This is a genomic window from Nocardia sp. NPDC004582 (genome assembly GCF_053602115.1).
In genome coordinates this window covers 10758-34706 of sequence record NZ_JBSGCY010000069.1, presented here as the reverse complement: position 1 = coordinate 34706, position 23949 = coordinate 10758, and the positions used below count along the sequence as shown (strand labels likewise).

Sequence of the window (23949 nt, the reverse complement as noted above, 5' to 3'; positions counted from 1 at the left end):
GTTGCGCCGGCCGGGGCACGCGCGGCGAGGCCGCCGTCACCGACTGCGCGGGTTCGGGTTCCGCAGGCGCGGTGGCGGGTCGGGCAGCGGAACGGTCATCGAAAGGCGCGCCCGCCGCGGCAGTCCGACCGACCGGATCGGGTTCCGGCGCCGGGAAACCGGCCGGAGCCGGTGCGGAAGCCGTTCCGGGCGCGGAGGGTTCGGGCTGGGCGGGCGGCTGGGGGTTTGCCGGTGCACCGAAGGGAGAGGGGAAGCCGGGGAGGGGGTCTGGGGTTTTCGTCCGGGTTCGGCGGAGAAAACGGACAGGGGAGGTCGCGGGACTCTGGTCGGCCCGCGATCTCCCCATCGTGTACTACTTTCCGCGCAGCAGTTACTGCTGGGCGGCCTGGCCCTTGTTGAACGGCTGCGCCGCCGGCTGGGCGGGCTGGCCCTGCGGGATCTGCTGCTGCGCGTTGTTGCCCGAGGGCAGGGCGTCGCCGCGCATGGAGGCGCGGATCTGCTCGAGGCGGCTGTGGCCGGCCATCTGGATCGAGGCCTGCTGGACCTCCATCATGCGGCCCTGCACCGAATTCTGGGCCAGCTCGGCCGAACCCAGGGCGTTCGCGTAGCGGCGCTCGATCTTCTCGCGGACGGCGTCCAGGCTCGGGGTGGTGCCGGGCGCGGAGAGGGTGGAGTCCATCTGCTGCAGCGAGGCCGAGACCTGCTCCTGCATCTTGGCCTGCTCCAGCTGGGACAGCAGCTTGGTGCGCTCGGCGACCTTCTGCTGCAGCAGCATGGCGTTCTGCTCGACGGCCTTCTTGGCCTGAGCGGCGGCCTGCAGCGACTGGTCGTGCAGCACCTTCAGGTCCTCGACCGACTGCTCGGCCGTGACCAGCTGCGCGGCGAAAGCCTCTGCGGCATTGGTGTACTGGATCGCCTTCTCGGTGTCGCCCGCGCCGGTGGCCTGGTCGGCGAGCATAACCGCCTGGCGCGCATTGGCATTGAGCTTCTCGACCTCGTCCAGCTGACGATTGAGCTTCATCTCCAGCTGGCGCTGGTTGCCGATCACCGACGCGGCCTGCTGCGACAGGGCCTGATGCTGGCGCTGGGCTTCCTCGATGGCCTGCTGGATCTGAACCTTCGGATCCGCATGCTCTTCGATCTTCGAGTCGAAGAGGGCCATCAGGTACTTCCAGGCCTTCACGAACGGATTAGCCATCGATTGATCCCGCCTCCATATGACGTGCCGCGCCCCGTAGCGCGACAGTAGTGCGCGACCGTCGCGCACCCCTGTTGTCCCATATCTCCACTGTGCAACGGTCGTTCCGGAGATTTCGGCAACAGCACGACCTCTCCGGGACGAAGCCTACAGAGAATTTATCCCTTTCGGCCCCTCAGTACAGCGATCACTTGGCGGCCACCAGCACCAGACGATCCGACTTGGGGGCCGGAATCACGATGCGGGGGCCGAAAGTTCCGTCCGCGGCCATCGCCACGTCACCGTCGCCACCCCGGACGGGCACCTTCGCGGCGGCCTTGTCGGCGTCGGCCATGGTGGAGCTCACATCGAACAGCACCTGCGCCAGCGGGACGTCCAGGGCCTGGCAGATGGCGGCGAGCAGCTCGCTCGACGCCTCCTTGCGACCCCGTTCGACCTCGGACAGGTACCCCAGGCTCACTCGCGCGGAGGTGGAGACCTCACGCAGCGTCCGGCTCTGGGCGACCCGAGCGCGCCGCAGGCTTTCCCCGATGGCTTCTCGCAGCAGCGTCATCTCGTTCTCCTCACACTCGTCTCGCCGGACCCAGCGTTTGACTGGACAACGTCCGGCGTCGGCCGCGCGTTCCCGGTGTCGTCACTCGCCCCGAACCAAGCGGACGAGCTCGGTGACCGCGGCGCGTACCGCGCCCACCCTGATCGTCCACCGGTCCCCCGGCAACTTCAACCGAAGCACCTCGGTGGACTCCGGACCCGCTATACCAACAAATACAGTGCCGACCGGTCGGCCGTCCTGTGGTTCGGGTCCGGCGACCCCGGTCAGTCCGATTCCCCAGTCCGCTCCGCACCGCTCCCGTGCGCCGACGGCGAGTTGTTCGGCGGTGCTCGCGGCCACCGGACCATCGACGGTCAGCGTGTCGGCGCTCACACCGCCGAGCGACGCCTTGAGGTCGGTGGCGTAGACGATCAGCCCACCCCGCAACACCGCGCTGGCGCCCGGAATTCCCGCGATGGCGGCGCTGAGCAGTCCGGCGGTCAGCGATTCCGCGGTGGCCACCGTCTGACCGGCCGCGAGCAGGGCCGCGACCAGGTCGCCGGCGGGCGCGGAGGTGACCAGCGGGTCGGGCGGGATGGGTCCGGCGGTCGCTACTCGCGACAGCAGGGCGTCGATGTCGGGCCGGACCTCACGCGCCACGACTGCCGCCCGGCGACCCGAACCACAGCCGGGCCGCTTGCACGACGTAATCGAGACCGGTGACCACCGTCAGCACCACGGCCACGTACATCAAGTCCATTCCGGCCGCGGCGAATCCGCCCGAGAGCGGCAGCAGCAGCACGCCGATCGCGACCGACTGGACCAGGGTCTTGAGCTTGCCGCCGCGGCCCGCGGGAATCACCCCGCGCCGGACCACGGCCAGCCGCAGCAGCGTGATGCCCAGCTCGCGGGCCACGATCACCAGCGTGATCCACCACGGCAGATCGTGCAGCATGGACAGCCCGACCAGCGCGGCCCCGATCAGCGCCTTGTCCGCGATCGGGTCGGCCAGCTTGCCGAAGTCGGTGACCAGACCGTATTTGCGGGCCAATTGCCCGTCGATGCGATCGGTGATGGCGGCGACGCCGAACGCGCCCGCCGCGATCCAGCGCCACGTGGTGTCGTGCCCGCCGGCGGCGAACAGCGCCACCAGGAACAGCGGCACGATCAGGATGCGCAGGATGGTGAGCACATTGGCGATGTTCAGCAGCGGCACCGGCTTCGCCTCGACCAGCGCCTCCGGCCGATGCACGGCCACCGATTCGGGGCGGTCGACCTGCGGGCGAGCGGCCGGCGTGAAGCCCGGACTCACCGCGGGACCGGCGTCGGCCCAGCGCCCCTCGATCTCGTCACGCTGCACCGTCACCAGCGCCCCCACCGGCCGTGGGACCGGCCACGGTTTCCGGACCAGGCCGGGATGCGGGAGAACTGGATGTGCGACACACCGACAAGCCTATCGGTACGCGGGCCGACTACTGTGCACCCCATGACAACACGGGCACCAGACAGCGGTTCGATCGGCGGGCAGGCGGCGGAAGCGCCGGTCGTCCGCCGAGCGCGAACCTCTGACGTGCCCGAGATCAAACGCCTCATCGATATCTACGCCGGCCGCATCCTGCTCGAGAAGAACCTGGTGACGCTGTACGAGGCGGTGCAGGAATTCTGGGTCGCCGAACGCGACGGGGTGATTCTGGGCTGCGGAGCGCTGCACGTGCTGTGGGCCGATCTCGGCGAGGTGCGCACGGTCGCGGTGCACCCCGACATCAAGGGCACCGGCGCGGGCCGGCTGATCGTGGAGCAGCTCATCGCGGTCGCGCGGGAGCTGGAGTTGCGGCGGCTGTTCGTGCTCACCTTCGAGGTGGAGTTCTTCGCCCGGCACGGATTCGCGGAGATCGAGGGCACGCCGGTGACGGCGGAGGTGTACGCCGAGATGTGCCGGTCCTACGACACCGGTGTCGCCGAATTCCTGGACCTGTCCTACGTCAAGCCGAACACGCTCGGGAATACCCGAATGCTGTTGACGCTCTGACTCTTCCGTATCCGTCACCGATTTCGATCAGGAGCGTGCCCATGGCCGTCTTCGCCGTCCACTACGTCTACTCCGAGGCCACCGTCCCGGCCCGCGACATCCACCGGCCCGAGCACCGGGCCTGGCTGAACGCGCTCGTCGACGAGGGCACCGTGCTCACCAGCGGGCCCTACGCGGACGGGTCCGGGGCGCTCATCCTGGTCTCGGCCGAGGACCTGGCCGCGGTCACCAAGCTGTTCGAGGACGACCCGTTCAACCGTGAGGGCCTGCTCGAGGACAAGCGGATCACCGAATGGTTGCCGACCATGGGCGCGTTCGCGCCCTGAACCACGTGCTGCGCCAGATGATCACGGCGCTGGCCGCGATCATCAGCGCCGGATAGCAGCCCGCGTAGGTCGGCACGGTGAGGTACGACCACCACACCGACCGGTCTGCGCGGGGCAGCATGAACAGGCCGATGCCGATCGGATGCGGGGCGCCCTCCATCTCCGGACGGTCGGAGAAGGTCCACCACCAGCTGAATCCGATGAGGACGACGCTCACGGGGGCGAGCGGGGCCCAGCGGACGGTCGTGGTGCGCGCGTAATGCCAGGTGAGAATCGCCAAGGGCATGAACCACACCCAGTGGTGTCCCCAGGAGAACGGGGAGACGCAGGCGGCGGTCATACCCGTCACGGTGACGGCCAGTAGCTCGCGGTTCGCGCGATGGGCCAGGACGGCGGCGAGCAGCCCGAGGACCGCGACCGGCAGAACCACGAGTATCCAGAGCCAGGCCGGCGGCTCGAACACGGTCATGCCGAACGGGTTCGCCGTGTAGCGCTCGATATCGAAGAAGCGCAACAGCTGCGCGAGGAAACCGTTCACGGACTGATTGGCCGGGGAATCGACCGCGCCGACGCGTTCTGGGGCGGCGATCTGGCGACTCCAGTACGACCAGGCCTCGTGCGGACGGAGCAGGAAGCCGATGGCGACGGTCGCGGCGAAGGTCCCCGACGCGACGCCCAGCGCCCGCCATTGACGGGTGCAGGCCAGGTATACGAGGAAGAAGATCGGCGTCAGTTTGATCCCGGCCGCGAGCCCGACGCCCGCGCCGCGCAGGGACGCCCCGCGCGGTCCGGTCAGATCCCAGATGATCAGCAGGGCCAGGAAGATATTGATCTGCCCCAGCCAGATGGTCGTGCGCACCGGTTCCAGCACCGTGCACGCCACCGCGAGCGGGAGCGCGAACATCCACGTGCGCACCGTGTTCCGGTATCCCAGGGCGAGCAGGCAGCGCCCGGCGATGGCGACGAGCGCCGCGAGGGTGGCCGTCCACCACAGCGCTTTCACGGTGACCAGAGACAAGACGGTGAGCGGCACGAAGGCCAGGGCGGCGAAGGGGGTGTAGGTGAACTCCATGCCGAATATCACCGGCCTGTCGTAGAGGCCCGATCGCGCGCGGATCACCGCACCGCCCGCCCGATAGACGTCCAGATCGATGCCGTTGCTGAACAGGCCGTAATAGGGATTGTCGATCGGTAGCGCGTAGATGTGCCACACGATCGCGGCCGCCGCGAGCAGCGGGCCGATGATCAGCATCCGGTCGGTCACATCGGCTTCGGCGCGTGGGTGCCGCGCCCTGACGACAAACTCTTTAGCCTCCGCAACCATCTGTCCACAATAGCCACAGAATCGGACAGCGGGCGCAATCACGCTGCTACACAACAGATTTCACGTCACCCCTGGACGCGCGGGACCGAGTGGGCCCCGGACCGGTCTGCGTCGGTTCGGGGCCCGCTCGGGGGTAATCGCCCATGGTGATCGCTCAGCATGTTTGACGAAACAGGACAGTACCGGCAGCGACACGCCCCGGAACCGACCTGTGAGCCGTACCACACGCCCTGGCCAGTGGGCCCACGGAATTGTGGGCATCGCGCCTTGCCCGGACTGCACACGAGACACGCGTGCCCGATCTCAAATATAGTGTGCCACCGCCTATTTCACCGCAGAGCCAGCGCAGTCCGGACCCGATCACGCGAATCATCTTGCGCCGGAGCGGAACCGGATCAGGCTGGCATCGGAACGCCCGCGCTATGGCTTCCGCACCCAGCGGGCGAGCTGGAAGCCATCGGTATCGAAGATGATGTGCTTGCAGTCCATCCGCAGCCGCGCCGGGCGCTCGGTATGGGTGATGCGGCGGGCATCGCCGCAGACCACGGCGGGTGCGGTGGTGACGCACAGTTCGTCGAGCACGTCGTCGGCCGCCAGCTGGCCCGCCAGGCTCGGGCCGCCCTCACACAGGATCCGGCGCATGCCCAGGCCGAGGAGGGTGTCCATGATGGCGCCGGTCTCGACGCGATCCGAGCCCAGCTCGATGACCTGTGCGCCCGCGGCGGCCAGGTCACGCTTGGCGGCGGCCGGTGCCGCGGCCGTGGTCAGGATGATGGGCGGGACGATCGTGTCGGTGAGCAGCCGTGAGCCCGGGTCGATGTCGGCGCGGCCGCTGACCACCGCCAGCGGCGGAATCGGTGCCAGGCCCTGGGATTCGCGGCGCCGCTGACCGGATTCGGGGATCCGGATGCCCCGGTAGTCCTCGACCCGGATGGTGGCCGCCCCGACCAGGACGACGTCGGCGAGGCTGCGCAACAGTTTCAGGACGCGCTGATCCAAGGGGCTGGTCAGGCCGCTGGAGGAACCGTTCGTGCTGATCGCGCCGTCCACGGACGCCACGAAGTTCGCGCGGACCCGCGGTTCGGTGGCGTCGGGGTAGGCGTAGAGATCGGCGAGATCGTCGTCGGTGAGGCCGGCGGCGGCGACGATGTCGGGGATCCCTGCCGCCGAGGTTCCGCTGGTTGTCATCGGACGCCCTTTCCTTCTCGATCCGCGGTGAGCCCTTGTCGATCTGTGGCGAGCAGCGCCAGGAACAGCCGGGTCGCGACCGATTCGTACGGTTCGGTCATCGGGTCGCCGTAGGCGGTCGCGCCGGGCATGGCCGCGGCCCGCCGACGCGCGGCGGTGGCCAGGGCGCCCATGATCCCCGCCGAGCGCTGGATCGCCGACTTCTTCGCCCAGGCGAGTCCCCGCGCCGAGTCGGGCAGCAGGGCCTCGCAGGCGAGCCGCAGGCACAGCTTGTCGGCCGGTTCTCCGTCGTGTTCGCCGAAAAGGGCTGTCGGAGCGAAGGTCTCGGTGACCTCCCACATGCGGACGGTTTGGAACACGTGCACGAACCGGTCGGCGTACTCCCCCATGATCCGCGGATAGAAGTCCGGCACCAGGCGCGCGTGGACGAAGTTGTTCGCCGATTCCTTGCGAATGGTCCGGTCGAGTTCCGCCACCGCCTCGAGCGAGTCGATCGGGTGCCGCAACTGCTTGCCGCCCGCGACGATCGCGTCGGCGCCGCTGCCGGTGAGGATCGGACCGACCGTGCCGCGGCGGTCCAGGGCGGGCAGCGCCGCGAGCAGCGGGACCGCGTAGGTGACCTCCCACAGTTCCGGTACGCCGAGGCGGTCGATCGCCTGTGCGGCCAGGTCGACGACGTCCTGCTCGCCGATCTCGACGACCTCGTGGGTGAGGCCGAGCACCCGCGCCGCGGCGGCCGCGTTCTCCCGGTCCGTTCCGCCCTCGGAGACGATGGTGATCGCGTGCGGGCGCGCACCGGCGGCGACGGCGGCCGCGGCGACCAGGATCGAGTCGACTCCGCCCGACAGCAGCACCACCGGATCGGCGGTGGCGGCGTCGAGCACCGCCCGTAGCCGATCGCGCAACTCCCACCCGATCTGCTCGGCCGCCACCGCGGGGTCGGTGACCTGCCGCAGCCCCGGGTCGGGTGTGGCGATATCGCGCAGGTCGGCGACGAACTGCATGGTCTCGCCGGTCTGCTCGGCACGGACCCGCTCGGTGCGAGCAGTCGTCATGGGTTCGATACTCCTTCGCCGCGAATCACGCAGTCGAACCTACAACACCCGGCCTTCCGGAAATTTCAACCGCGACGGTGCAAATCGGGCACGCCGGAGGGGTACCGGCCTCGAATAGGAAAGCGTGGCGGCCCGTGTTCGTGTCCGGGCCGCCGACGTGTCGAATTCACCCGTGCGCAGCGTGAATCCACCTGCGCACTGCCCGGAAAGGATCGAGCCGCGTCATGTCCGCCCGCGCCGTTCTCGTGATCGTGATTCACCTGATTCTCGCCGCCGTCACGATCACCCCCGCCGCTGCCGAGCCACTACGCCCGGGCCGGTATCGCATCTTCCTGGAGGCGCAGCCGGCCTACACGCTGCGCCCGGTGGTGACGGCCCCCACCGGCGCGAAGTCGATCGTCGACGATGGCGCGGACGTGAATCGCTGGGAGACGGTGCTGATCACCTATCGGCCCGCAGGTCCGGTGTTCCAACTGCTGAATTCCTCGACCAGGTTGTGCCTGCAACCGGTCAAGCTCGACCCGGTCACCTATTCCGTGGGGCAGGCGGTGTGCGGCGTGGCCGATACGGGTTTGTGGTTCGTGAGTGAGACCGCGGGCAATCATCGCGTCAGCCTGGCGTCCGACCCGAGTCTGACCCTCTACGGCGATACCGCCTCGGCCGTGCCCATCGCACTGCTCGGCCATGTCGGCGACGAGCCGCGCGCCCGCTGGGTCTTCAAGCGGCTCTAGCCGCGATCACCCTTCGTCTCGGGCCCGTCGGATCCGATGCGGCGCGGTTTGGCGATGGGCCGGATGCCGGTGGCCGGGGCATCCTCACCGGCTCGACGCCGCCGCGCCGCGGTGAAGTCGATGACGCTGCCGTCGCCGCGGCCCGCCTCGGGGGCGGGGGCCGGGTGCTGGGCGCGGCCCGGATCGATCGGCAGCCAGCCCGTCTCACCTTGCAGTTCCGCGCGGGTCACCGGCCGGGTCGGCGCGGGATCGTAGGCGGAGCCGCCCGCCGGATTCCAGGGCATGGACGGCGGGCCGGGAGCCGGGTCGGTGGTGCGCCGCGGGCGGCGCGGCAGGCGGGTGAGATTGGAATCGTCTTGTTTGGGCGTGGCGGTCTCGCCTGCCCGCATGGCTTCCAGCTTCGCGCGCAGCCGTTCCACGGCATCGAACCGGTTCGCGCCGGGCCCCGGCAGGGATCCCCGCCCCGGCACTTCCTGGTCCGACATCGAACTACCCGCCGACGGGTGCCACGACACCCGCCGGCACCCCGTGCTGAATTCTGTACTTCATGATGGCGACGCTCACGTCCGCAATTCTCCCATTCCTGACCAATCAACGATAACCGGGCGGATCGCGTGGCGAGGCAGGCCGGGTGCGGGCGGCGCGGCGGCGGGATCGGTGGTCAGGCGAACGACCAGTGCCCGAAGCGACCCACGGCGATGAACGCGGCGACGGCGACGTAGACCAGATTCGCCGCGACGAGCAGATAATCGCCCCGCCGGCCGTGGGTGTACATCGCACCGAGCATCAGCGCGATCCAGGCGACCGCGGTGACCGGGACCAGCACCGGCGCGATGCCCAGGACCGCGGGCAGGATCAGTCCGGCCGCGGCCAGGATCTCGAGACCGCCGAGCGTGCGGACGAATCCGGCGCCCAGGTCGGTGACCCAGCCGCCGCCCGGGGCGGCCGCCAGCTTCGCCATCGGCAGGAAGGCCTTGTTGACACCGGCGACCAGTGCGACCGCCGCGAGCAGGCCGGCCGTGATCCACAGTGCGATGTTCATGAGATGTCCTTCATTCCAGGCGATTTCGGCTCCGTGGTGGGAACCGGTTTCGGTGATGAACTCAGCATCGCGGCAGGTCAGGACGCGAACAAGGTAAGGTTCGTGCACCGATCGATAAGTCTGGGGTGATCAATGGAGTTGCGGGACATCGAGATCTTCCTGACGCTCGCCGAGGAATTGCACTTCGGGCGGACGGCGGAGCGACTCCATGTCTCGCAGGCGCGGGTCAGCCAGGCGATCGCGAAACAAGAGCGTCGCATCGGCACCGCACTGTTCGACCGCACCAGTCGCCGGGTCCGGTTGACCCCGGTCGGGCGGCGATTGCGCGAAGACCTGCAGCAGGTCCACGACCTGCTCCAGCAGGCGCTCGCCCGGGCCGAGGCGGCCGGGCTCGGCGCGGGAAAGACCGTGCGGCTGGGCGTCTTCGGTCATGCCGGGCACGAATTGCGCGGCCTCGTGGACGCTTTCCGGGCCCGGTATCCGGGCTGCGACATCCAGTTCGGCGAGATCAACGCCAGTGACGCGTTCCCGTCGCTGCGGGCGGGCGAGCACGATGCGGCGGTCTTGTGGCTGCCGGTCTCCGAGCCCGACGTCACCGTCGGGCCGACGGTCCTGATCAGCGGCAGAGTCCTGGCCGTTCCGGACGACCATCCCCTCGTACAGCGTGGTTCCGCATCCCTCGAAGACCTGGCCGACAACCAGGTGCTCGACTATGGCCCCGACGCCCCCGACTACTGGGCCGCCGCCATGACCCCCACCAGTACTCCGTCGGGCCGCCGCATCCCCCGCGGCCCCGCCGCCCGGACCTTCCACGAGATCCTCACCCACGTTGCCTCCGGCCGCTGCGTGCACCCGCTCGGCGAAATCGCCGCCCGCTCCAACAATCCCCCCGGCATCGTCTTCCTGCCCATGCCGGACGCCCCGCCCCTGCATTTCGCCCTGACCTGGCGCTCCACCACCGACAATCCGGCCCTGCACGCCCTGGCCCGCACCGCCGCCGACCTCGGCCCGATCACCCTCTGACCCACCGCCCTCCCCCGTCCCGAAATTCGTTTTACCGCTGCGCAACCCGTTGCTACCGTGGTTCCAACACACCACGACGACCGGAAAGGCGGCCCCCGTGACCGAGCTGAACCAGCCCCTCATCACCTTCGACCTCGCCCGCCGCCTGCGCGTCCGGAGCGACTTCTAGCGGCCTCGCCCCACGAGCCGCCAGGGCCGCCTCCGCACCATCGCAGCGGGAGCGGCCCTTTCGCTGTCACGCGCATTCCCTCGTAGCCCAACGGGAGAGGCAACGGTCTCAGATGCCGTCCAGTGTGAGTTCGAATCTCACCGAGGGAACCAACCCATCCAACCCCGCGCACCTCAGTGCCGAGTAGATGTCAACGCCGACATCCGCGCGGGGTCATGTGCCCGTAGCTCAGCGGAGAGAGCACTTGTCTACGAAGCAAGGGGCCGGAGGTTCGAATCCTCCCGGGCACACCGATTTTCGAGTTCTGGCGCTTCAGGAGGCCGGCCGGACACGGCCAGTGTGGTCGACCGCGCCTACATCGGAGGCCTTTTGCCTCGACCGGCTGCACGACCGTCAGAACCAGAATCCGCCGTTGACATTGACACTGTCATGTTCAGATGTGACACCCAGGTTCGAGTTGTGGCGCTTCGGCTCGCGCGCCTGCGGATCGCTGCGGCCGAGCAGGGTTGCCCAGCCTCCGGTCCGGAACTCTGAGGAACGGCTGCGACCTGCGCCGATCCGGAGTCGCGGCGGTCGCGTCGTGGTTGGCCAGTGATGGCCTGGCCGAGACTCCAAGCGTCGGACGAGGCCCAGCGTGACGCATCCGGGTCTCGATCAAATTCGCGGGAGTCCCGCCTTTTCGAAAGAAACATCATGAAGAAGCTGGTTTTCGGTCTCGCCTCGGCCCTGGCGGTTGCCACGGCGAGCATCGGTGGAGTCTCGATCACGAACGCACCCCAGGCGCACGCCTCCTCGACCATGTGGGGTGCCATCGCCCGCTCCGAGTCCGGTCATCGGTTCGGCTGGTCGTGGGACGCTCCCTCGTTGAGCGCCGCCATCGCCGGCGCCAAGAACGCGTGCGGGTACAGCGATTGCGTGTACAAATTCAGCTGGTACAACGGCTGCGCGGCGATCGCGGAGGGTCCCCGCGGCATCGGTTACGGCAGCGGGCGGACGCTGTCCATCGCGGATGCCGAGGCGTTGTCGGCGGCCGGGCGCGGGGCGTCGGTCACCGGATGGCACTGCACCACCTAGGAGACGGCCATGTTCGGATCACGGAAACGGTATCGGATCCACTGTGGTGAATGCCGGCACAAGACGGCGTGGGCCATCGAATCCGAGGCCGAGGCGGCGCATATCCGCCACTATCTGCTAGCTCATCCGGGTATCGAACCGGGCGGTCAGGTGGAATATCGCGGGGCCTAGCGCGGGATGCCCGGCCTGGTCATCGTGACCGGCCGGGCATTCGGCCAGTGCCGCAATCGATTCCGGTGGCCAGATGGAGTATCGGGGCAGATGACCGGATCGAATCCGCGGTCGGGTCGGCGTGGAGCGCGTAGGGTCGGTCCTGGGATCGAAATCGAGTGCCGCACAAGCGAACCGGTCCCTCCGATCGACCATATGGGGTGTTCGTGTCCGTGCCGCCGGGGTCCGGTTCATCGCGGGAATTGTTCGCGCAGAGGCTCACCGAGCTGTGGTTACTGGCGGGGAAGCTGCCGCAGAAGCGGGTCGCCGCGGCGGCGAACGAGCTGATGGGACCGGCCCGGGTGGCTGATGCCAAGGGTTTGGGGTTCCAGCGTTTCAGCGACTGGAAAAACGGCAAGACACTGCCCAAGGACTTCGATTCGGTGTGGCCGGTGTTGAAGGTCTTGATCGACAGGACGGCCAACGCGAGGGCACCGGTACCACCGGAACTGGTCCGCCCAGAGTATTGGCGGTCGCTGTACGAGCAAGCGACGAAGTGGGTTCCGCAGTCCGCCTGCCCCTATCCAGGCTTGGCGGCGTATCGGAGTCAGGATGCCGATCGGTTCTTCGGCCGTGATCGGGCGATCCGGGAGCTCACCGCCTTGGTGCACGGCATCGATACCGATGGCGGCGGCATCGGAATACTGGTCGGCGCGTCCGGTTCGGGGAAATCGTCGCTACTGGCAGCGGGATTGATTCCGAACTTGCCGGCCGGCTGGTCGAACGAATGGTGCACCCCCGCTGACAGTTCTGGTGAGGTGTGGGCTCGGGCGGAGCAGAACCACCGCTTGTTGATCGTTGATCAGTTCGAAGAGCTGTTCGCGTCCACATTCGGCGCGCAGGACCGTAGCGAATTCCTCGATCGGCTCGTCGAATCCGCGGCTGCGGGCACAACGGTGATCGTGAGTGTGCGGTCGGACTTTCTCGCCCGGTGCCTGGAGACGCCGGTGCTGGCGCAGGCGCTGGCGGGTGGCACAGCGTCAGAGGCGGGGGTCGGCGCCGCAGATGGAACGGGCTCCGCCAACGCAGGGACCATCCGCAACTGTGTCGTCTTGCGGCGCCCGCTCGCCGACGAACTGAAGGAAGTCATCACCGGCCCTGCCCGGCGCGCCGGTGTCGAGCTCGAGGAGAAGTTGACCGAGCTGATCCTGGCTGATCTGGTTCGGCTGTCCGATAACAACGACGTGGGCGCGCTGCCATTGCTGTCGCATGTCATGGCGGCGGTGTGGGAGAAGCACAGTGGCCGCCGGCTCACCATCGCCGCCTACGTCGCGGCGGGCGGTGTGGCCTCCTCGATCACACATACCGCCGAGCTGGCCTGGAAGCGGCTCGACGACGGCCAGCGCGAGGCCGCGCAGCAGCTGCTGGTTGCCATGGTCGCGGTCGGTGACGGCACCCGCGACACCCGCCGTCGTCTACCGCGCACGGAAATCACCGCGCACGCCGTGAATCCGGGGGCCGTCGAGGCCGCGCTGGATCGTTTGGCCGCGGCGCGGCTGGTCACCGTGGACGATGGCCATGTCACTCTCATCCATGAGGTCGTGCTGGAGGCGTGGCCTCGGTTGCGGGAGTGGATCGACGCTGATCGGGACGCGCTGCTGGTGCGCCGGCGTATGGAAGCTGATGCGGCGGAATGGGAGGCGTCCGACCGCAGCGCCGCGCTGTTGTACCGGGGCACGCGGCTGGTGCGGGCGCGTGGCAGCCATCCGGCGCCGGACGGACCCAGCGCGAGGTTCCTGGCCGCTGCGATCCGCGCGCGGAGACGGCGGATCGCCGCTGTGGCCTCGAGCGTGGTCGTCGTGCTGGTCGTGGCTCTGGGGCTCGGCGGGCAAGCTTTGGCTCGTGAACGTGATCGCCAGGCCGAATTCCTGACTCGTGTTCTGCAGGAGGCCGACCGGCAGCAGTCGACCGATCCGACGCTGGCCGCGCAGCTGGCGGTGCTGGCCTACGACCGCAAACCTGACCATCCCGACGTCCGGACCCGGTTGATCGCCAGCCAAACACTGCCCGTGGCAAAGACATTCACCGATCAGCACGGCGGATATAGCGGGTTGGGTTATCTGTCCGACGGCACGCTCGCAGTCGCCGGCAAAGACGGCGAGGTGCGGCTGTGGAAGGTCGACGACACCGGACCCGCCACACTGGCGGCTCGGCTGCCCGGTCCGGCCGGCCGGAACACACAGATCATGCGCTTGATAGTGCACGACTCGACGCTGATCACCGCCAGCTCCGACAACGTCATCCGCGTCTACGATCGATCGAATCCTACATGGCCGCAACCGGTCTCCGAATTCGAACCCGCCGGCCCACCGACCAACGCGGCGCTGTCGCATGACGGCCGCACGCTGGCTGTCGCGCATGCATCCGAGATCAGTCTGTGGGACATCAGCACCCACACGCACCCGGTGAAGATCCCGGTGCGGGCACCCCTGCTGGGTTCGCCGATGGCGATCGAGTTCACCGGCAACGACAACGCCCTGATCACCACCACACAGACACCACGCCAGCCAACCGGCAGCGCATACACCACCACCGCGTGGCCGTTGGATTTCACACGGGAGTCCTTGCAAGGCACCACCGTGATCGTTCAAACGGACAGAGCGATGATGTCGGTGGCGCAGACGACACCGCTGTTGGCGGTCGGAGACATGGGTGCGGGCCAAGACTCGCCCTATCCGGGACAGAGCAGCGTCAAGTTCATCAGCCTGGACAACCCGTCTGAGCCCAAGACGGTCACCCCGTCGTTCCCGGTGTCCTCTGCCTGGTACCTGCGGGGTCTCGGATTCGGCGGCGGTGACCGCTATTTCGCGACAATGTCCGTGACGGGGGTTCAGTTGTGGAACCTCGGTGATCGCACAAAACCGACACCGTTGGGTATCTCGCTGACCGGCGCTCCCGCCGACTGCTCCGCGCCGGGCGGTCATTGCAGCGGCACGGTGATGATCGGCGCATTCGCCCCCGATGGCAGGCACGGGGCTGTTGCCTTCGACGATGGCACCGTCCAGCACTGGTCACTGCCGACGGGTGTGCTGGCCGGACAGGCCGGGCAAGTCGGGTCGCTCGCGTCGGCGATCAGCGCCGACGGGCACGCGATGATCACCGCCGTGCCCGGCCAAAACACCCACATCTGGGATCTGACCAACCCTGCGGCCGCGCGAATAGCCGCGACCCTACCCGGACCGGACTACCGCGGCCCCGGTGGGCTGCCACCGCTCGACCCCACCATGAGCCACGACGGGCGATACGTCGCGATGATGCAAGCGGGCCAAATGAGACTGCTCGACACGGCAGCACCGAAAGACCAACAACTCGTCAAGACCTTCGACGGAGCATTCGGCGTCGCGTTCGCCGTCGACCAGCCTGTGTTGGTGGTCGCACTCGCCGATCCCTTCCCTCATCTACAGGTGTGGGACTATTCCCAACCGGGCAACCTGGTCCGCAAGGGCGACGGCGTTCTGCGGTTCAAGACACCCCTGGCCAGCAGCGGTATTCAAGCTGCCGCCTCGAGAGACGGCCGTGTCGTGGTCAGTCTCACCGACATCCTCCAGGTATGGGATCCACACGCGGCCAACCCGGCGACACCGCTGGGAGCGGTGGATTCCGATCGACTCGACGGCAGCGGGCTCGCGGTCAGCCCCGACGGCAAGACCGTGGCGGTCGGCTGGCAGTCGGGCCGAATACGGTTCTGGGACATCTCCGACCCCTCCAAGATCACGCCCCTCGCCGCCCCGCTCGCGGTGACCAGCAACCTCGTCCAGTCGGTGGCCTACTCACCCTCGGGCAACCTACTCGCGGTGGGCGGCAACGACGGAACAGTCCAACTGGTCGACACCTCCTCCTCGAAAGCCCCGTCCCTGAACGGCCGGTCACTCACCACACCCGGGGAAGGCGTGTGGAATGTCGCCTTCCTCGACGACCGCCACCTCATCGCAGGCGGACGCGATGGCGCACTCCGGATCTGGGACCTTGACCCAGAGCACGCGCGCATACGCATCTGCGCCCTGACCGGTGCGACAATCGTCAAACGGCTGGAAGCCGAGTTCCCCGGGCACAGGATCGAAAACCCGTGCAGGTGACCCGATCAGCGGGGAATCGTCACCGGTTCACTACAGCTGGACGGCACATCCACCAGTGAGCACACCGCCGGTGCGCGACTGGGCCGGTAGCCGTCAGGCACCCCGCCAGTGGCGGTGATCTGACGGTAAGCGGCGACCGCGTCGGTGGCGCGGCGGGTCAGGGTGGGGTCGGTGCGCACGTCGACGGTATAGAGGCCGTAGCGAAGGTCGTAACCGCCCCATTCGAAGCTGTCGGTCAAACCCCAGTAGTTGTAGCCGATCACGTCGATACCGTCCGCGCGGGCGCGTTGGAGCCAGTAGATGGTGTCGCGCAGGTGATCAGCGCGGCCGTACCCGTCGACGCGCGTCCCGTTCCAGGACGCGATCCCGTTGTCCACCACATACAACGGCTTGCCCGGAAATCTGCGCGCGCAGTACCGCAACGCGTAGTACATCGATTCCGGCTGCACCGCATGCGCGAGCGGACTGCTCAGATCGCGGGGAGCGATCAGCGCATGCAACGCCAGCGCCGGCAACACATCGAGGGACACGCTGACCGTGTTGCCGAGGCCGATGAAATCCACGCGGTCGGCGACCCGATCGAGGATCGCGAGATCGGAGCCGTACCCAGCGAGGTTGGTCATGACATTGGCCGACAACCCCACCCGCGCGCCTGGCTGTACCCGGTGGATGTGCTCGTAGACGGTCGTGTGGGCGTCGACGATCCGCGATGCCATGGCCGGTATCTCGGTGCCGGGCATGCCGTCTTGCACCTCGTACTTCACATAGGCAGCAGGGTCGGCGAAGGTGATCCACAGCGGATCGCGACCCGCATAGCGGTCCACCACTGTCCGCGCGTTCGCCACCCACGCATCGACGACGGCGGGACTGCGCCAGCCGCCGCGCTCACCGATCCATACCGGATACACCCACTGATCCAGCACAAGCATCGGGCGGATCCGGTGCGCCGCCATCACATCGAGCACACGGTCGTAGAACTCGAACCCCGCCTCATCCCATCCACCGGGCTCGGGTTGCAGCCGCGCCCACTCGATGGTGATCCGGTAAACCCCGGCACCGAGATCCGCGACCAACGCGATGTCGTCCGGGTAGCGAGTGTAGAAGTCCACCGAGTCCGGAAACCGCGCCAGCTCCGAGCGCGCCGCGAACGACCGCCGCTGGTGACTGTCCGGAGTATGCCCCTCACTCTGAAAACCAGAACTGCCCACGCCCCACAGGAACTCGGAACCCAGTGGCGGTGGTGCGGCGGTCTGGGCGCGTGCGGTGCCGAACCGCCCGGCAACGGCGTTCGCGGCAGCCGCGGCAGCCATACCGAGAACGGCGCGGCGCGCGATATTACGCATAGTCCCTCCTGGCCGGCGTTGGCAGAATGGTCAGGTCCGCTGATCGTGTCACACGTCGATCGAGATCGGCTGTGCTCGTTGCATTCCCGTTCACCTCACCGATCCCCGCTACGCCGACACAACGTGTGCAGTCGACGCTCCGGCGTTCCTCGATTTTCCGTCGCGGAATTCTCGGCACGCACGTTGAACTAGAGATTGCTCAGAGCCTGTAGTGCGGCAGGTCATGTTGCGCTGTTCGCGGCTGTTGCGGCGTTATCGGTCGTAAGGTTCGAGTCCTTTCGGGCACGCCGATGAACGAAACGCCTTGGGCTGGGGGAATTCGGCCACAGCAGGTGCTCACGGCGTGGGGCACCTTGCATGCCGGTGGATTCGCCTGCGCGCGGTCCGGTGCGCGAAAGATCCCGATGAATGGGATACACCGTATTTGATTCGGGCGGATAGCTGCTTCTGTGAGACGCGACACTCCACAGTCCGGTTTTTCGGCATACCTGACGTGGCGTTCGCCACGATGAAAGGCATTCCCACCCATGCGAATCCGATCTCTTCGCTTGTCCGTTGCGGTGATGGCGACCGCGGTCGCGGCCGCGACCGCTACCACCGGCGTCGCGTCCGCCGATATCGGCCTTCCGAGCTCCGGCAGCAGTTCCGGTAGCGGCTCGGGCGAAATGGTCATCACCCTGGTGCGTCATGCCGAGTCCTTCGGTAACACCTCCGGCATGATCGACACCAAGGTGCCCGGGCCCGACCTGACCCCGCGCGGCCGGACACAGGCAGACAATCTGGCCCTCCAGCTGGCCGACAAGAAGTATGACTGCGCCTTCGCGTCGAACATGGTGCGCACCGAGCAGACCGCGGCGCCGACCGTCGCCAAGCAGGCCCTGAGCCTCGACATTCAGCCCGGTTTCCGGGAGATCGAGGCGGGCCAGTACGAAGGCACCCCGGAGGCCCAGGCGATGTCCGGGTACCTGCAAGCGCCGATCAAGTGGCTTTCCGGCGACCTGACCGCCCGGATTCCCGGCTCCATCGACGGCAATGAGTTCGACGGCCGCGTCGATCAGGCACTGCTCGATGTGCAGCGTCGCGGCTGCACCAACCCGGTGATCTTCTCGCACGGCGGCACCATCATGTTCTGGTCCATGATGAACGCCGGCAACGCCGACAAGAGCAAACTCGGCACCGACCCGATGCGCAACGGCGGCCACGTCATCCTCAAGGGCAGCCCGCAGAAGGGCTGGACGATTGTCGAATGGGTCGGCCACCCGGAGCTGGGCTGATTCACCCTTCCGCGCCCCGGATGTCACCGACACGATCGATGGCTCCGGGGCGCGGTCGTATCTCAACCCAGGGTCCCCACCACGCAGTCGTCCACGGCTCAGCTGAACGGTGAAGCGTCGGCGGCGCATCCGGTTCCGGCCGGCGGCAGTTCGGTGCTGAACAGGTAGTCGCGTTTGACGCGCTCGGCGCAGGTGCTGGCCACATACATGCTGCTGTGGCCCATGCCCTCGATGGTCACGACCTGCGCCCGCGCCAGCTGAGCGGCTCCGGTGACCGCGCCCTGCAGAGGCGTCGCCGGATCGAATGTGCTGTTCAGCACCAGGATCGGTGCGGCGGTGGGGCGATTCCACGGGCCGATGTAGCGGTCGGCGTCATGAGCCTGCCAGAACGCGCACGCCGTCATGTCGAAGACGCCGATCCGGCCGAAGTACGGAACCCGCACGTCCTCGGTGATCGCGGTGCGGCTGTAGACGCCGAGATCGGTGGGGACGGCGCTGTCCACGCACTGGGTCGCGTAGAAGGCCTCGGTGCGATTGCCGGTATAGGACTCTCGATCCGCGATGGGCACGATGCCCGGCCACGAGGTGCCCGCGTCGAACAGCGTCTGCAACAGCGTCGCGAGCTGCGGATAGGTGTCGGGGCGCGAAAGGTTCGCCGCCGCATTGATTATCGACGAATAGGTGAAGGTCTCTCCCGCCAGCCGAATCGGCGCCAGCCGCGCCCGCTCCGCGAGCACCGGCCACTTCAGTGCGGGATCACCGGCCGAGAACGCACACTTCGGACCCGCCGCGGCGCAATCGCGCAGGAACGCATCGAATGTCGCGGCGATGCCGGCGGCCACATTCTGGCGGGTATCGACTGGAACCGTATCGCCCTGTCCGTCATGGCCGTTCACACTGCCGTCGAAATCCATCGACCCGTCGAACACCATGGCCCGAACCCGGCCGGGGAACATATTGGCGTAGGTCGCGCCGACCAGGGTCCCGTAGGAAATACCGTGATAGGTCAGCTGCGCGTCACCGACCGCGCGCCGCAGCAGCTCCAGATCCCGCGCGGTATTGGCGGTCGAGGCGTGGTCGAGAACCGGCCCGGCCAGCGCGCGACAGCGTTCGGCCAACTCCCGGTTCCGGCCATAGAAGTCCGCCTCCCCGGCCTGGTCACCCGGCATGTCCGGGAAGGATCCGAGAAACGCGAGTTGTTCGGTGGTGTTCGGAAAGCACCGGGCCGCCGCGCTCCGCGCCACCCCGCGCGGATCCCACGACACGATATCGAACCGCTCCCGCAGCTCCGGCGAGAACAGCCACGGCCACCGCGCCCGCTCCCGTAGGCGATCCACCCCCGACGGCCCCGGCCCACCGAAGTTGACGAACAGCGTCCCGATCCGGCTACCGGGGTCGGTGGCAGGCAATTTGATCACCGCCAGCTCGATCCGATCCTCCTGCGGCCGGTGATAGTCCAACGGCACCGCGGCGGTCGAACACTCGAACCCCTCGGCACAGTCCACCCATCGCAGCACAGGCGCTACGGCTGCCTCCGCGAGCGAATCCTCATAGGGATCCGCCCCCTCGGCCGCCGGCACCCCCACCAACCCCGCGAACACCACCGTGCAGGCCACAACCCGCAAGCGCCGAAGCCCACTGCGCCCCAAACCCAAACCCACCAACGACACCTTCCGAACGCCGACAACCCAACGCCCGCCCCACCCTGCCATACAACCCTGATCCACCACCCGCAGCACAGCGTGGGAGGTGAAACTCCATGGCAGATCACCGAATCCGATGGTGCGGTCGGCGGCCCACGTCGAGCTGACCGCGCGCCATGCGGCTGTTCAGGATACTCGGTCAGATATGGCCAGACCGGTCAACTAGCTCCAATTGGCGGCCAGGGTGAGGCAGAACGGGTGGCCACTCGGATCGAGCAGCACCCGCCAGGTTTCGCCCGGTTGAAACTCCGGCACCGTAGCGCCCAACTCGACGAGTTGCTTACTGGCCATCTCGAGGTCTTCGACCGCCAGATCCAGATGGAACTGCTTGGTTCCATTCTCGTTCGGCCAGGTGGGCGGCTGATAATCCGGGACCGTGCCGAATCCCAGCGCATGGTCCGGACCAGTAAGCATGGCGTACTCGTCCTGCGCGTGGGCAATCTTCCAACCGAGCGCGGCCGCCCAGAACTCCGCGTCTCGCCGCGCGTCGGCACTGTCCAGGGTGAGCATCTTCAGTGTGGCAACTGCCATGGTTTTATTCCTTCCCGCAACAACATTGCTGTCAGCCCAGTCTGCAACGCCGACGCGGCCCGCGATTGTAAGAACGCGACACCGGCTGGCGACCCCTCCGGCAGCTCATTGACCGGGGGCCGGCGCTGATCCCGTCAGTCCAGGATCGGGTCCTGGCGCTCCAGCAACCCTCGGGGTCGGTCGAACGCATTGACCGCCACCCTGCCGATGAACGAATCCCATTGGGCTGGAGTCACAATCAAAGCTCCGTCGGCTGGGTTCTTCGAATCGCGCACCCCGACGCCGCCTTCGCCGAGCCACGCGACCTCTACGCAATCGGTCTGTCCGCCACTGTGACTGCTCTTGAACCACTCCGCTCCGGATAGGTCGGCACTCATGTCTGATAGCTCCTTGCCACCTGCCTGAGCAGGTCTCGCGAACGGGTCTCGTCCAGTGTCGTGCGGCGGACCGCGGAGGCAATGTCAATGTAGCGCTGCACGTCGTCGGCGTGCTCCAGGTACAGGTCCGGTTTGCCGTTGCCCTCGCAGTAAACGAGCGGTGGCTCGACGCGATGACCTCGCAGGTCATCGCCGAAATCCAGGATCACGAACGGGCCGTGCAGGATTCCCCACGCGTAGCCGCTGGCGAAGGGCTGAATTCGAACGGACACGTTGGGCAGCGTGCTGATCTCGGCCAGATGCCTCATCTGCGCGGCCATGATTCGCCGATTGCCGACCACCCGGTGGAGGGCCGATTCGTGCAGCAGCAGTTCGAGCTGGACCGGTTCCACCTTGCGGGTGATGATCGTCTGCCGCTTCAGGCGCAATTCGACGCGGCGGTCGATGTCCTCGGCGCTACCGTCCCGATAGAAGGCACTGATCAGCGTTCTGGCGTAGTCGGCCGTCTGCACCAACCCCAGAACCATTTCGTGAAAGGCGATCAGCCTCCGCGCCGACGCCGCCAGCCCGACGTACATGTTGAACGTCGCGTCACTGTAGAGCCCGCTGAACGCCGTGTACCAGGATGGGGTTCGCGCCTGCTCAGCCAACTGAACCGCGCGGGCCGTATCCGCCTCGCTGACCTCGTACAGCTCGCACAACGCTCGAATATCGCGGACGCGCATCTTTTTCACTCCGCCCGTCTCGATCCGATGTAGCGCGGTCTTGCTCAACTCCACCAGGTTCGCCGCACGGTCCATCGAGAACCCGCGCCCCTCGCGAGCTTCCCGCAGGAATCGCCCGAGCTGTCGCCGCGGAAGGGTGGAGGGTTCATCATCGTCGGCCATGTCTGCATCCTCGGCATTTTCGGAACGGAAGCGCACGCCATCGCGGAACAGACTGTACGCCGGGCGCGGACCCCATCCTGGCGATTCGGACCAATTCTGTTCGGAACGTCCGATTTCACTGTGAGCAGCCAGTTTTCGGCGGTCTACTGGTGGCACAGCATCGGCAGGGAGGAGATCGTGATGTCCAGCGTGAGCCCGTGGTCGGTTCAGTCCATCACCGAGCGAATCGAATCCGAGCGGCGGAAGGGCGGGAGGGGCGGTCGGGGACGGCGGCGGCCAACCACACACCGCAGACGGTCGTGTGGCGCATGGCGATTCGGCGTGGCGCTGCTCGCGGCGACCTTCCTCGGTAGCGGCGCGGCGGGATTGGGTGGCCGGCATGCCCTGCGATGACCGGGAGCAGATCGAGCTGCAGGTGATTCAGGACGTGCTGGAGACAGTGGAGGCGAGGATTCGGGAACTGGAGCGGCGCGGGTGGCGGTTGCTCGTGCCGCGGTCGCGCGTCTACGCGACGGTGCTGCTCGCGGTGGTGGTGAGCGCGCGAGATGCGCATCACATTCCGGCGACGCTGGATCGAGCCTCGATTCTGGACGAAATCCTTGACGGCACAGAACCATTCGATGGTTCTGACGTGCGGCGATCGGTGGAGGAGACGGTCCGCGGGTATGCCACGCCCACGAGCTGAACGACACCTGGAGGCGGCTTCCGTCGAGCTCGCTGATTCACGAGTCGACCGGCCACGGCTTGACTCGGCTGAATCGAACTGATTCGATCTGAATCATCATGGTTTCATCGAATCAACCGGCAACGGGCGCGACGGAGGCGGCGGTCAGCGCCGTGAATTCCGTTGCGCACCAGTCGACTCCGCGCCAGCAGCTGGCCGCGGAGTTGCGCCGGTTGCGAGACCTGGCCGGAATCTCCGGGCGAGAATTGGCCAAGCGTGTCGGCATCAGCCAGTCGACCCTGTCCCGGATCGAGGCGGGCACCGTGGTTCCCCCGCTACCTCAGGTGCTCGGCTGGGCCGAAGCGGTTGGGGCGGAGGTGGATTGCCGGCAGTCGCTGCGCGCGCTCACCGAAGCGGCGCACTCCCCCGAGGTGCAGGACTGGGCGGGGGCGCTCGCGCACCGTCCGCATCTGCAGGACGATGTGCAAGCGCTCGAGCAGGACGCGCGGGTGGTACGGAACTTCCAGCCCGCACTGGTACCGGGCCTGCTCCAGACCGCCGACTACGCCCGCCGGGTGTTCGCCACCTTCGATCCGCCCTACGCGCCCGACGCCCTGGCGGCCGCGCTCGCCGCGCGGCTGGATCGCCAGCGGGTGCTGTACGACCCCGCCAAGCGCTTCGAATTCCTGATGACCGAGGCGGCCTTGCGTTTTCGGCCCGGACCGTATCGCCTGCTGCTCGCACAGCTGGACCGCATCATCTCGATCGAGACCCTCGATACGGTCACCATCGCGGTGATTCCGCAGGACATCGAGGCGAGCACCACGATCCCGCACGGTTTCGTCATCTACGAGAACGAGGACCACGCCCTCGCTTCCTCGGAACCTATCGCGGGCAGCATGGTGACACGCGGCCCCGAACTCGTCGACGCCCATCGCCGCCGCTGGGCGGCCCTGGCCGAAATGGCTTTACACGACACCGACGCCCGTGCGTTTCTCTCTGAACTGCGGAGCGAAATCCAGCGCACGGCAACCCATTGACCATTTTCCAGCGGCCGTCGAGGGGTCGGCCGCACGTGGGGGTGGTGGGGGGGGGGGGGGGGGTGGGGGGGGGCGGTCAAGAGAGGTCGTGAGGGGAGTACATAGATGAGGGCGCGGCCGCCCCCCGGGAAACCCCCCCCCGCAGCGAGGTGG

General features: G+C 67.6%; 23 protein-coding genes and 2 tRNA genes. 11 read left to right on the top strand and 14 right to left on the bottom strand.

Annotation, left to right across the window (positions count from 1 at the left end):
• Positions 1 to 370: 370 nt before the first annotated feature.
• The 4 genes from ACWELJ_RS19930 to pgsA all read right to left on the bottom strand — a co-directional run bounded on the left by ACWELJ_RS19930 (position 371) and on the right by pgsA (position 3096).
• On the bottom strand, positions 371 to 1198 hold the full coding sequence (locus ACWELJ_RS19930) for a PspA/IM30 family protein (RefSeq protein WP_452367621.1): 828 nt from the start codon (positions 1196 to 1198) through the stop codon (positions 371 to 373).
• Positions 1199 to 1385: 187 nt separating this feature from the next.
• A complete protein-coding gene (locus ACWELJ_RS19925) occupies positions 1386 to 1751 on the bottom strand; it encodes a helix-turn-helix domain-containing protein (protein WP_213556733.1) in 366 nt (121 codons plus the stop codon).
• 81 nt (positions 1752 to 1832) lie between these two features.
• Positions 1833 to 2327 carry a CinA family protein gene (locus ACWELJ_RS19920; RefSeq protein ID WP_452367622.1) on the bottom strand — a complete coding sequence of 165 codons (495 nt, stop codon included), beginning with the start codon at positions 2325 to 2327 and terminating at the stop codon, positions 1833 to 1835.
• 52 nt (positions 2328 to 2379) lie between these two features.
• Entirely contained in the window at positions 2380 to 3096 is a 717-nt protein-coding gene (pgsA, locus tag ACWELJ_RS19915; protein WP_452367620.1) for a CDP-diacylglycerol--glycerol-3-phosphate 3-phosphatidyltransferase, read from the bottom strand.
• A 120-nt stretch (positions 3097 to 3216) separates the two neighbouring features.
• On the opposite strand from pgsA, the gene ACWELJ_RS19910 reads away from it, so the two are divergent.
• Positions 3217 to 3759 carry an amino-acid N-acetyltransferase gene (locus ACWELJ_RS19910; protein ID WP_452367619.1) on the top strand — a complete coding sequence of 181 codons (543 nt, stop codon included), beginning with the start codon at positions 3217 to 3219 and terminating at the stop codon, positions 3757 to 3759.
• 41 nt (positions 3760 to 3800) lie between these two features.
• Positions 3801 to 4085: a YciI family protein gene (locus tag ACWELJ_RS19905; RefSeq protein WP_452367618.1), complete on the top strand. Its 285-nt coding sequence runs from the start codon at positions 3801 to 3803 to the stop codon at positions 4083 to 4085.
• Here ACWELJ_RS19905 and ACWELJ_RS19900 read toward each other — a convergent pair.
• The 3 genes from ACWELJ_RS19900 to ACWELJ_RS19890 form a co-directional block, all read right to left on the bottom strand.
• Entirely contained in the window at positions 4045 to 5409 is a 1365-nt protein-coding gene (locus tag ACWELJ_RS19900; RefSeq protein ID WP_452367617.1) for a glycosyltransferase 87 family protein, read from the bottom strand. The two genes, ACWELJ_RS19905 and ACWELJ_RS19900, sit on opposite strands and share 41 nt — an antisense overlap.
• A gap of 420 nt (positions 5410 to 5829) precedes the next feature.
• Entirely contained in the window at positions 5830 to 6597 is a 768-nt protein-coding gene (locus ACWELJ_RS19895) for a pyrimidine reductase family protein (protein WP_452367616.1), read from the bottom strand.
• Positions 6594 to 7652, bottom strand: coding sequence for an asparagine synthase-related protein (locus ACWELJ_RS19890; RefSeq protein WP_452367615.1), 1059 nt, complete (start codon positions 7650 to 7652; stop codon positions 6594 to 6596). Before ACWELJ_RS19890 ends, ACWELJ_RS19895 begins: the two co-directional genes overlap by 4 nt.
• A gap of 224 nt (positions 7653 to 7876) precedes the next feature.
• Between ACWELJ_RS19890 and ACWELJ_RS19885 the strand changes: the two genes are divergently transcribed.
• Positions 7877 to 8383: a hypothetical protein gene (locus ACWELJ_RS19885; protein ID WP_452367614.1), complete on the top strand. Its 507-nt coding sequence runs from the start codon at positions 7877 to 7879 to the stop codon at positions 8381 to 8383.
• Here the strand turns inward: ACWELJ_RS19885 and ACWELJ_RS19880 are convergent.
• Entirely contained in the window at positions 8380 to 8868 is a 489-nt protein-coding gene (locus ACWELJ_RS19880) for a hypothetical protein (protein ID WP_452367613.1), read from the bottom strand. The genes ACWELJ_RS19885 and ACWELJ_RS19880 overlap by 4 nt on opposite strands.
• A 176-nt stretch (positions 8869 to 9044) precedes the next feature.
• Positions 9045 to 9425, bottom strand: a complete 381-nt coding sequence (locus ACWELJ_RS19875; RefSeq protein ID WP_452367612.1) for a DoxX family protein — start codon at positions 9423 to 9425, stop codon at positions 9045 to 9047.
• 132 nt (positions 9426 to 9557) lie between these two features.
• Here ACWELJ_RS19875 and ACWELJ_RS19870 point away from each other — a divergent pair, with 132 nt between their 5' ends.
• From ACWELJ_RS19870 to ACWELJ_RS19850, 5 genes are all read left to right on the top strand, one after another.
• Positions 9558 to 10448, top strand: coding sequence for a LysR family transcriptional regulator (locus ACWELJ_RS19870; protein ID WP_452367611.1), 891 nt, complete (start codon positions 9558 to 9560; stop codon positions 10446 to 10448).
• Between the two features lie 245 nt (positions 10449 to 10693).
• A tRNA-Leu gene (locus tag ACWELJ_RS19865) sits at positions 10694 to 10769 on the top strand.
• Between the two features lie 65 nt (positions 10770 to 10834).
• Positions 10835 to 10907, top strand: a tRNA-Arg gene (locus ACWELJ_RS19860).
• A 403-nt stretch (positions 10908 to 11310) separates the two neighbouring features.
• Positions 11311 to 11691 (top strand): DUF4189 domain-containing protein, encoded by a 381-nt coding sequence (locus ACWELJ_RS19855; protein ID WP_452367610.1) that lies wholly within the window; start codon positions 11311 to 11313, stop codon positions 11689 to 11691.
• Positions 11692 to 12068: 377 nt separating this feature from the next.
• On the top strand, positions 12069 to 15977 hold the full coding sequence (locus ACWELJ_RS19850; RefSeq protein ID WP_452367609.1) for an NACHT and WD repeat domain-containing protein: 3909 nt from the start codon (positions 12069 to 12071) through the stop codon (positions 15975 to 15977).
• Between the two features lie 5 nt (positions 15978 to 15982).
• Here ACWELJ_RS19850 and ACWELJ_RS19845 read toward each other — a convergent pair whose 3' ends face one another.
• Positions 15983 to 17320 carry a family 1 glycosylhydrolase gene (locus tag ACWELJ_RS19845; protein WP_452367608.1) on the bottom strand — a complete coding sequence of 446 codons (1338 nt, stop codon included), beginning with the start codon at positions 17318 to 17320 and terminating at the stop codon, positions 15983 to 15985.
• 563 nt (positions 17321 to 17883) lie between these two features.
• Here ACWELJ_RS19845 and ACWELJ_RS19840 point away from each other — a divergent pair.
• The gene (locus ACWELJ_RS19840) at positions 17884 to 18594 is read left to right on the top strand and encodes a histidine phosphatase family protein (protein ID WP_452367607.1); all 711 of its coding nucleotides are present in this window, start codon (positions 17884 to 17886) and stop codon (positions 18592 to 18594) included.
• A 98-nt stretch (positions 18595 to 18692) separates the two neighbouring features.
• On the opposite strand, the gene ACWELJ_RS19835 is transcribed toward ACWELJ_RS19840, so the two are convergent.
• The 4 genes from ACWELJ_RS19835 to ACWELJ_RS19820 all read right to left on the bottom strand — a co-directional run bounded on the left by ACWELJ_RS19835 (position 18693) and on the right by ACWELJ_RS19820 (position 22092).
• Entirely contained in the window at positions 18693 to 20255 is a 1563-nt protein-coding gene (locus ACWELJ_RS19835; RefSeq protein WP_452367606.1) for an alpha/beta fold hydrolase, read from the bottom strand.
• Positions 20256 to 20459: 204 nt separating this feature from the next.
• On the bottom strand, positions 20460 to 20828 hold the full coding sequence (locus ACWELJ_RS19830) for a VOC family protein (RefSeq protein WP_452367605.1): 369 nt from the start codon (positions 20826 to 20828) through the stop codon (positions 20460 to 20462).
• Positions 20829 to 20962: 134 nt separating this feature from the next.
• Positions 20963 to 21205: a DUF397 domain-containing protein gene (locus tag ACWELJ_RS19825; RefSeq protein WP_452367604.1), complete on the bottom strand. Its 243-nt coding sequence runs from the start codon at positions 21203 to 21205 to the stop codon at positions 20963 to 20965.
• Positions 21202 to 22092, bottom strand: a complete 891-nt coding sequence (locus ACWELJ_RS19820; protein ID WP_452367603.1) for a helix-turn-helix domain-containing protein — start codon at positions 22090 to 22092, stop codon at positions 21202 to 21204. Before ACWELJ_RS19820 ends, ACWELJ_RS19825 begins: the two co-directional genes overlap by 4 nt.
• 370 nt (positions 22093 to 22462) lie before the next feature.
• Between ACWELJ_RS19820 and ACWELJ_RS19815 the strand changes: the two genes are divergently transcribed.
• Positions 22463 to 22777, top strand: coding sequence for a hypothetical protein (locus ACWELJ_RS19815; protein ID WP_452367602.1), 315 nt, complete (start codon positions 22463 to 22465; stop codon positions 22775 to 22777).
• A 152-nt stretch (positions 22778 to 22929) separates the two neighbouring features.
• Complete coding sequence (locus ACWELJ_RS19810; protein ID WP_452367601.1) at positions 22930 to 23796, top strand: helix-turn-helix domain-containing protein; 867 nt, start codon at positions 22930 to 22932, stop codon at positions 23794 to 23796.
• Positions 23797 to 23949: the final 153 nt, after the last annotated feature.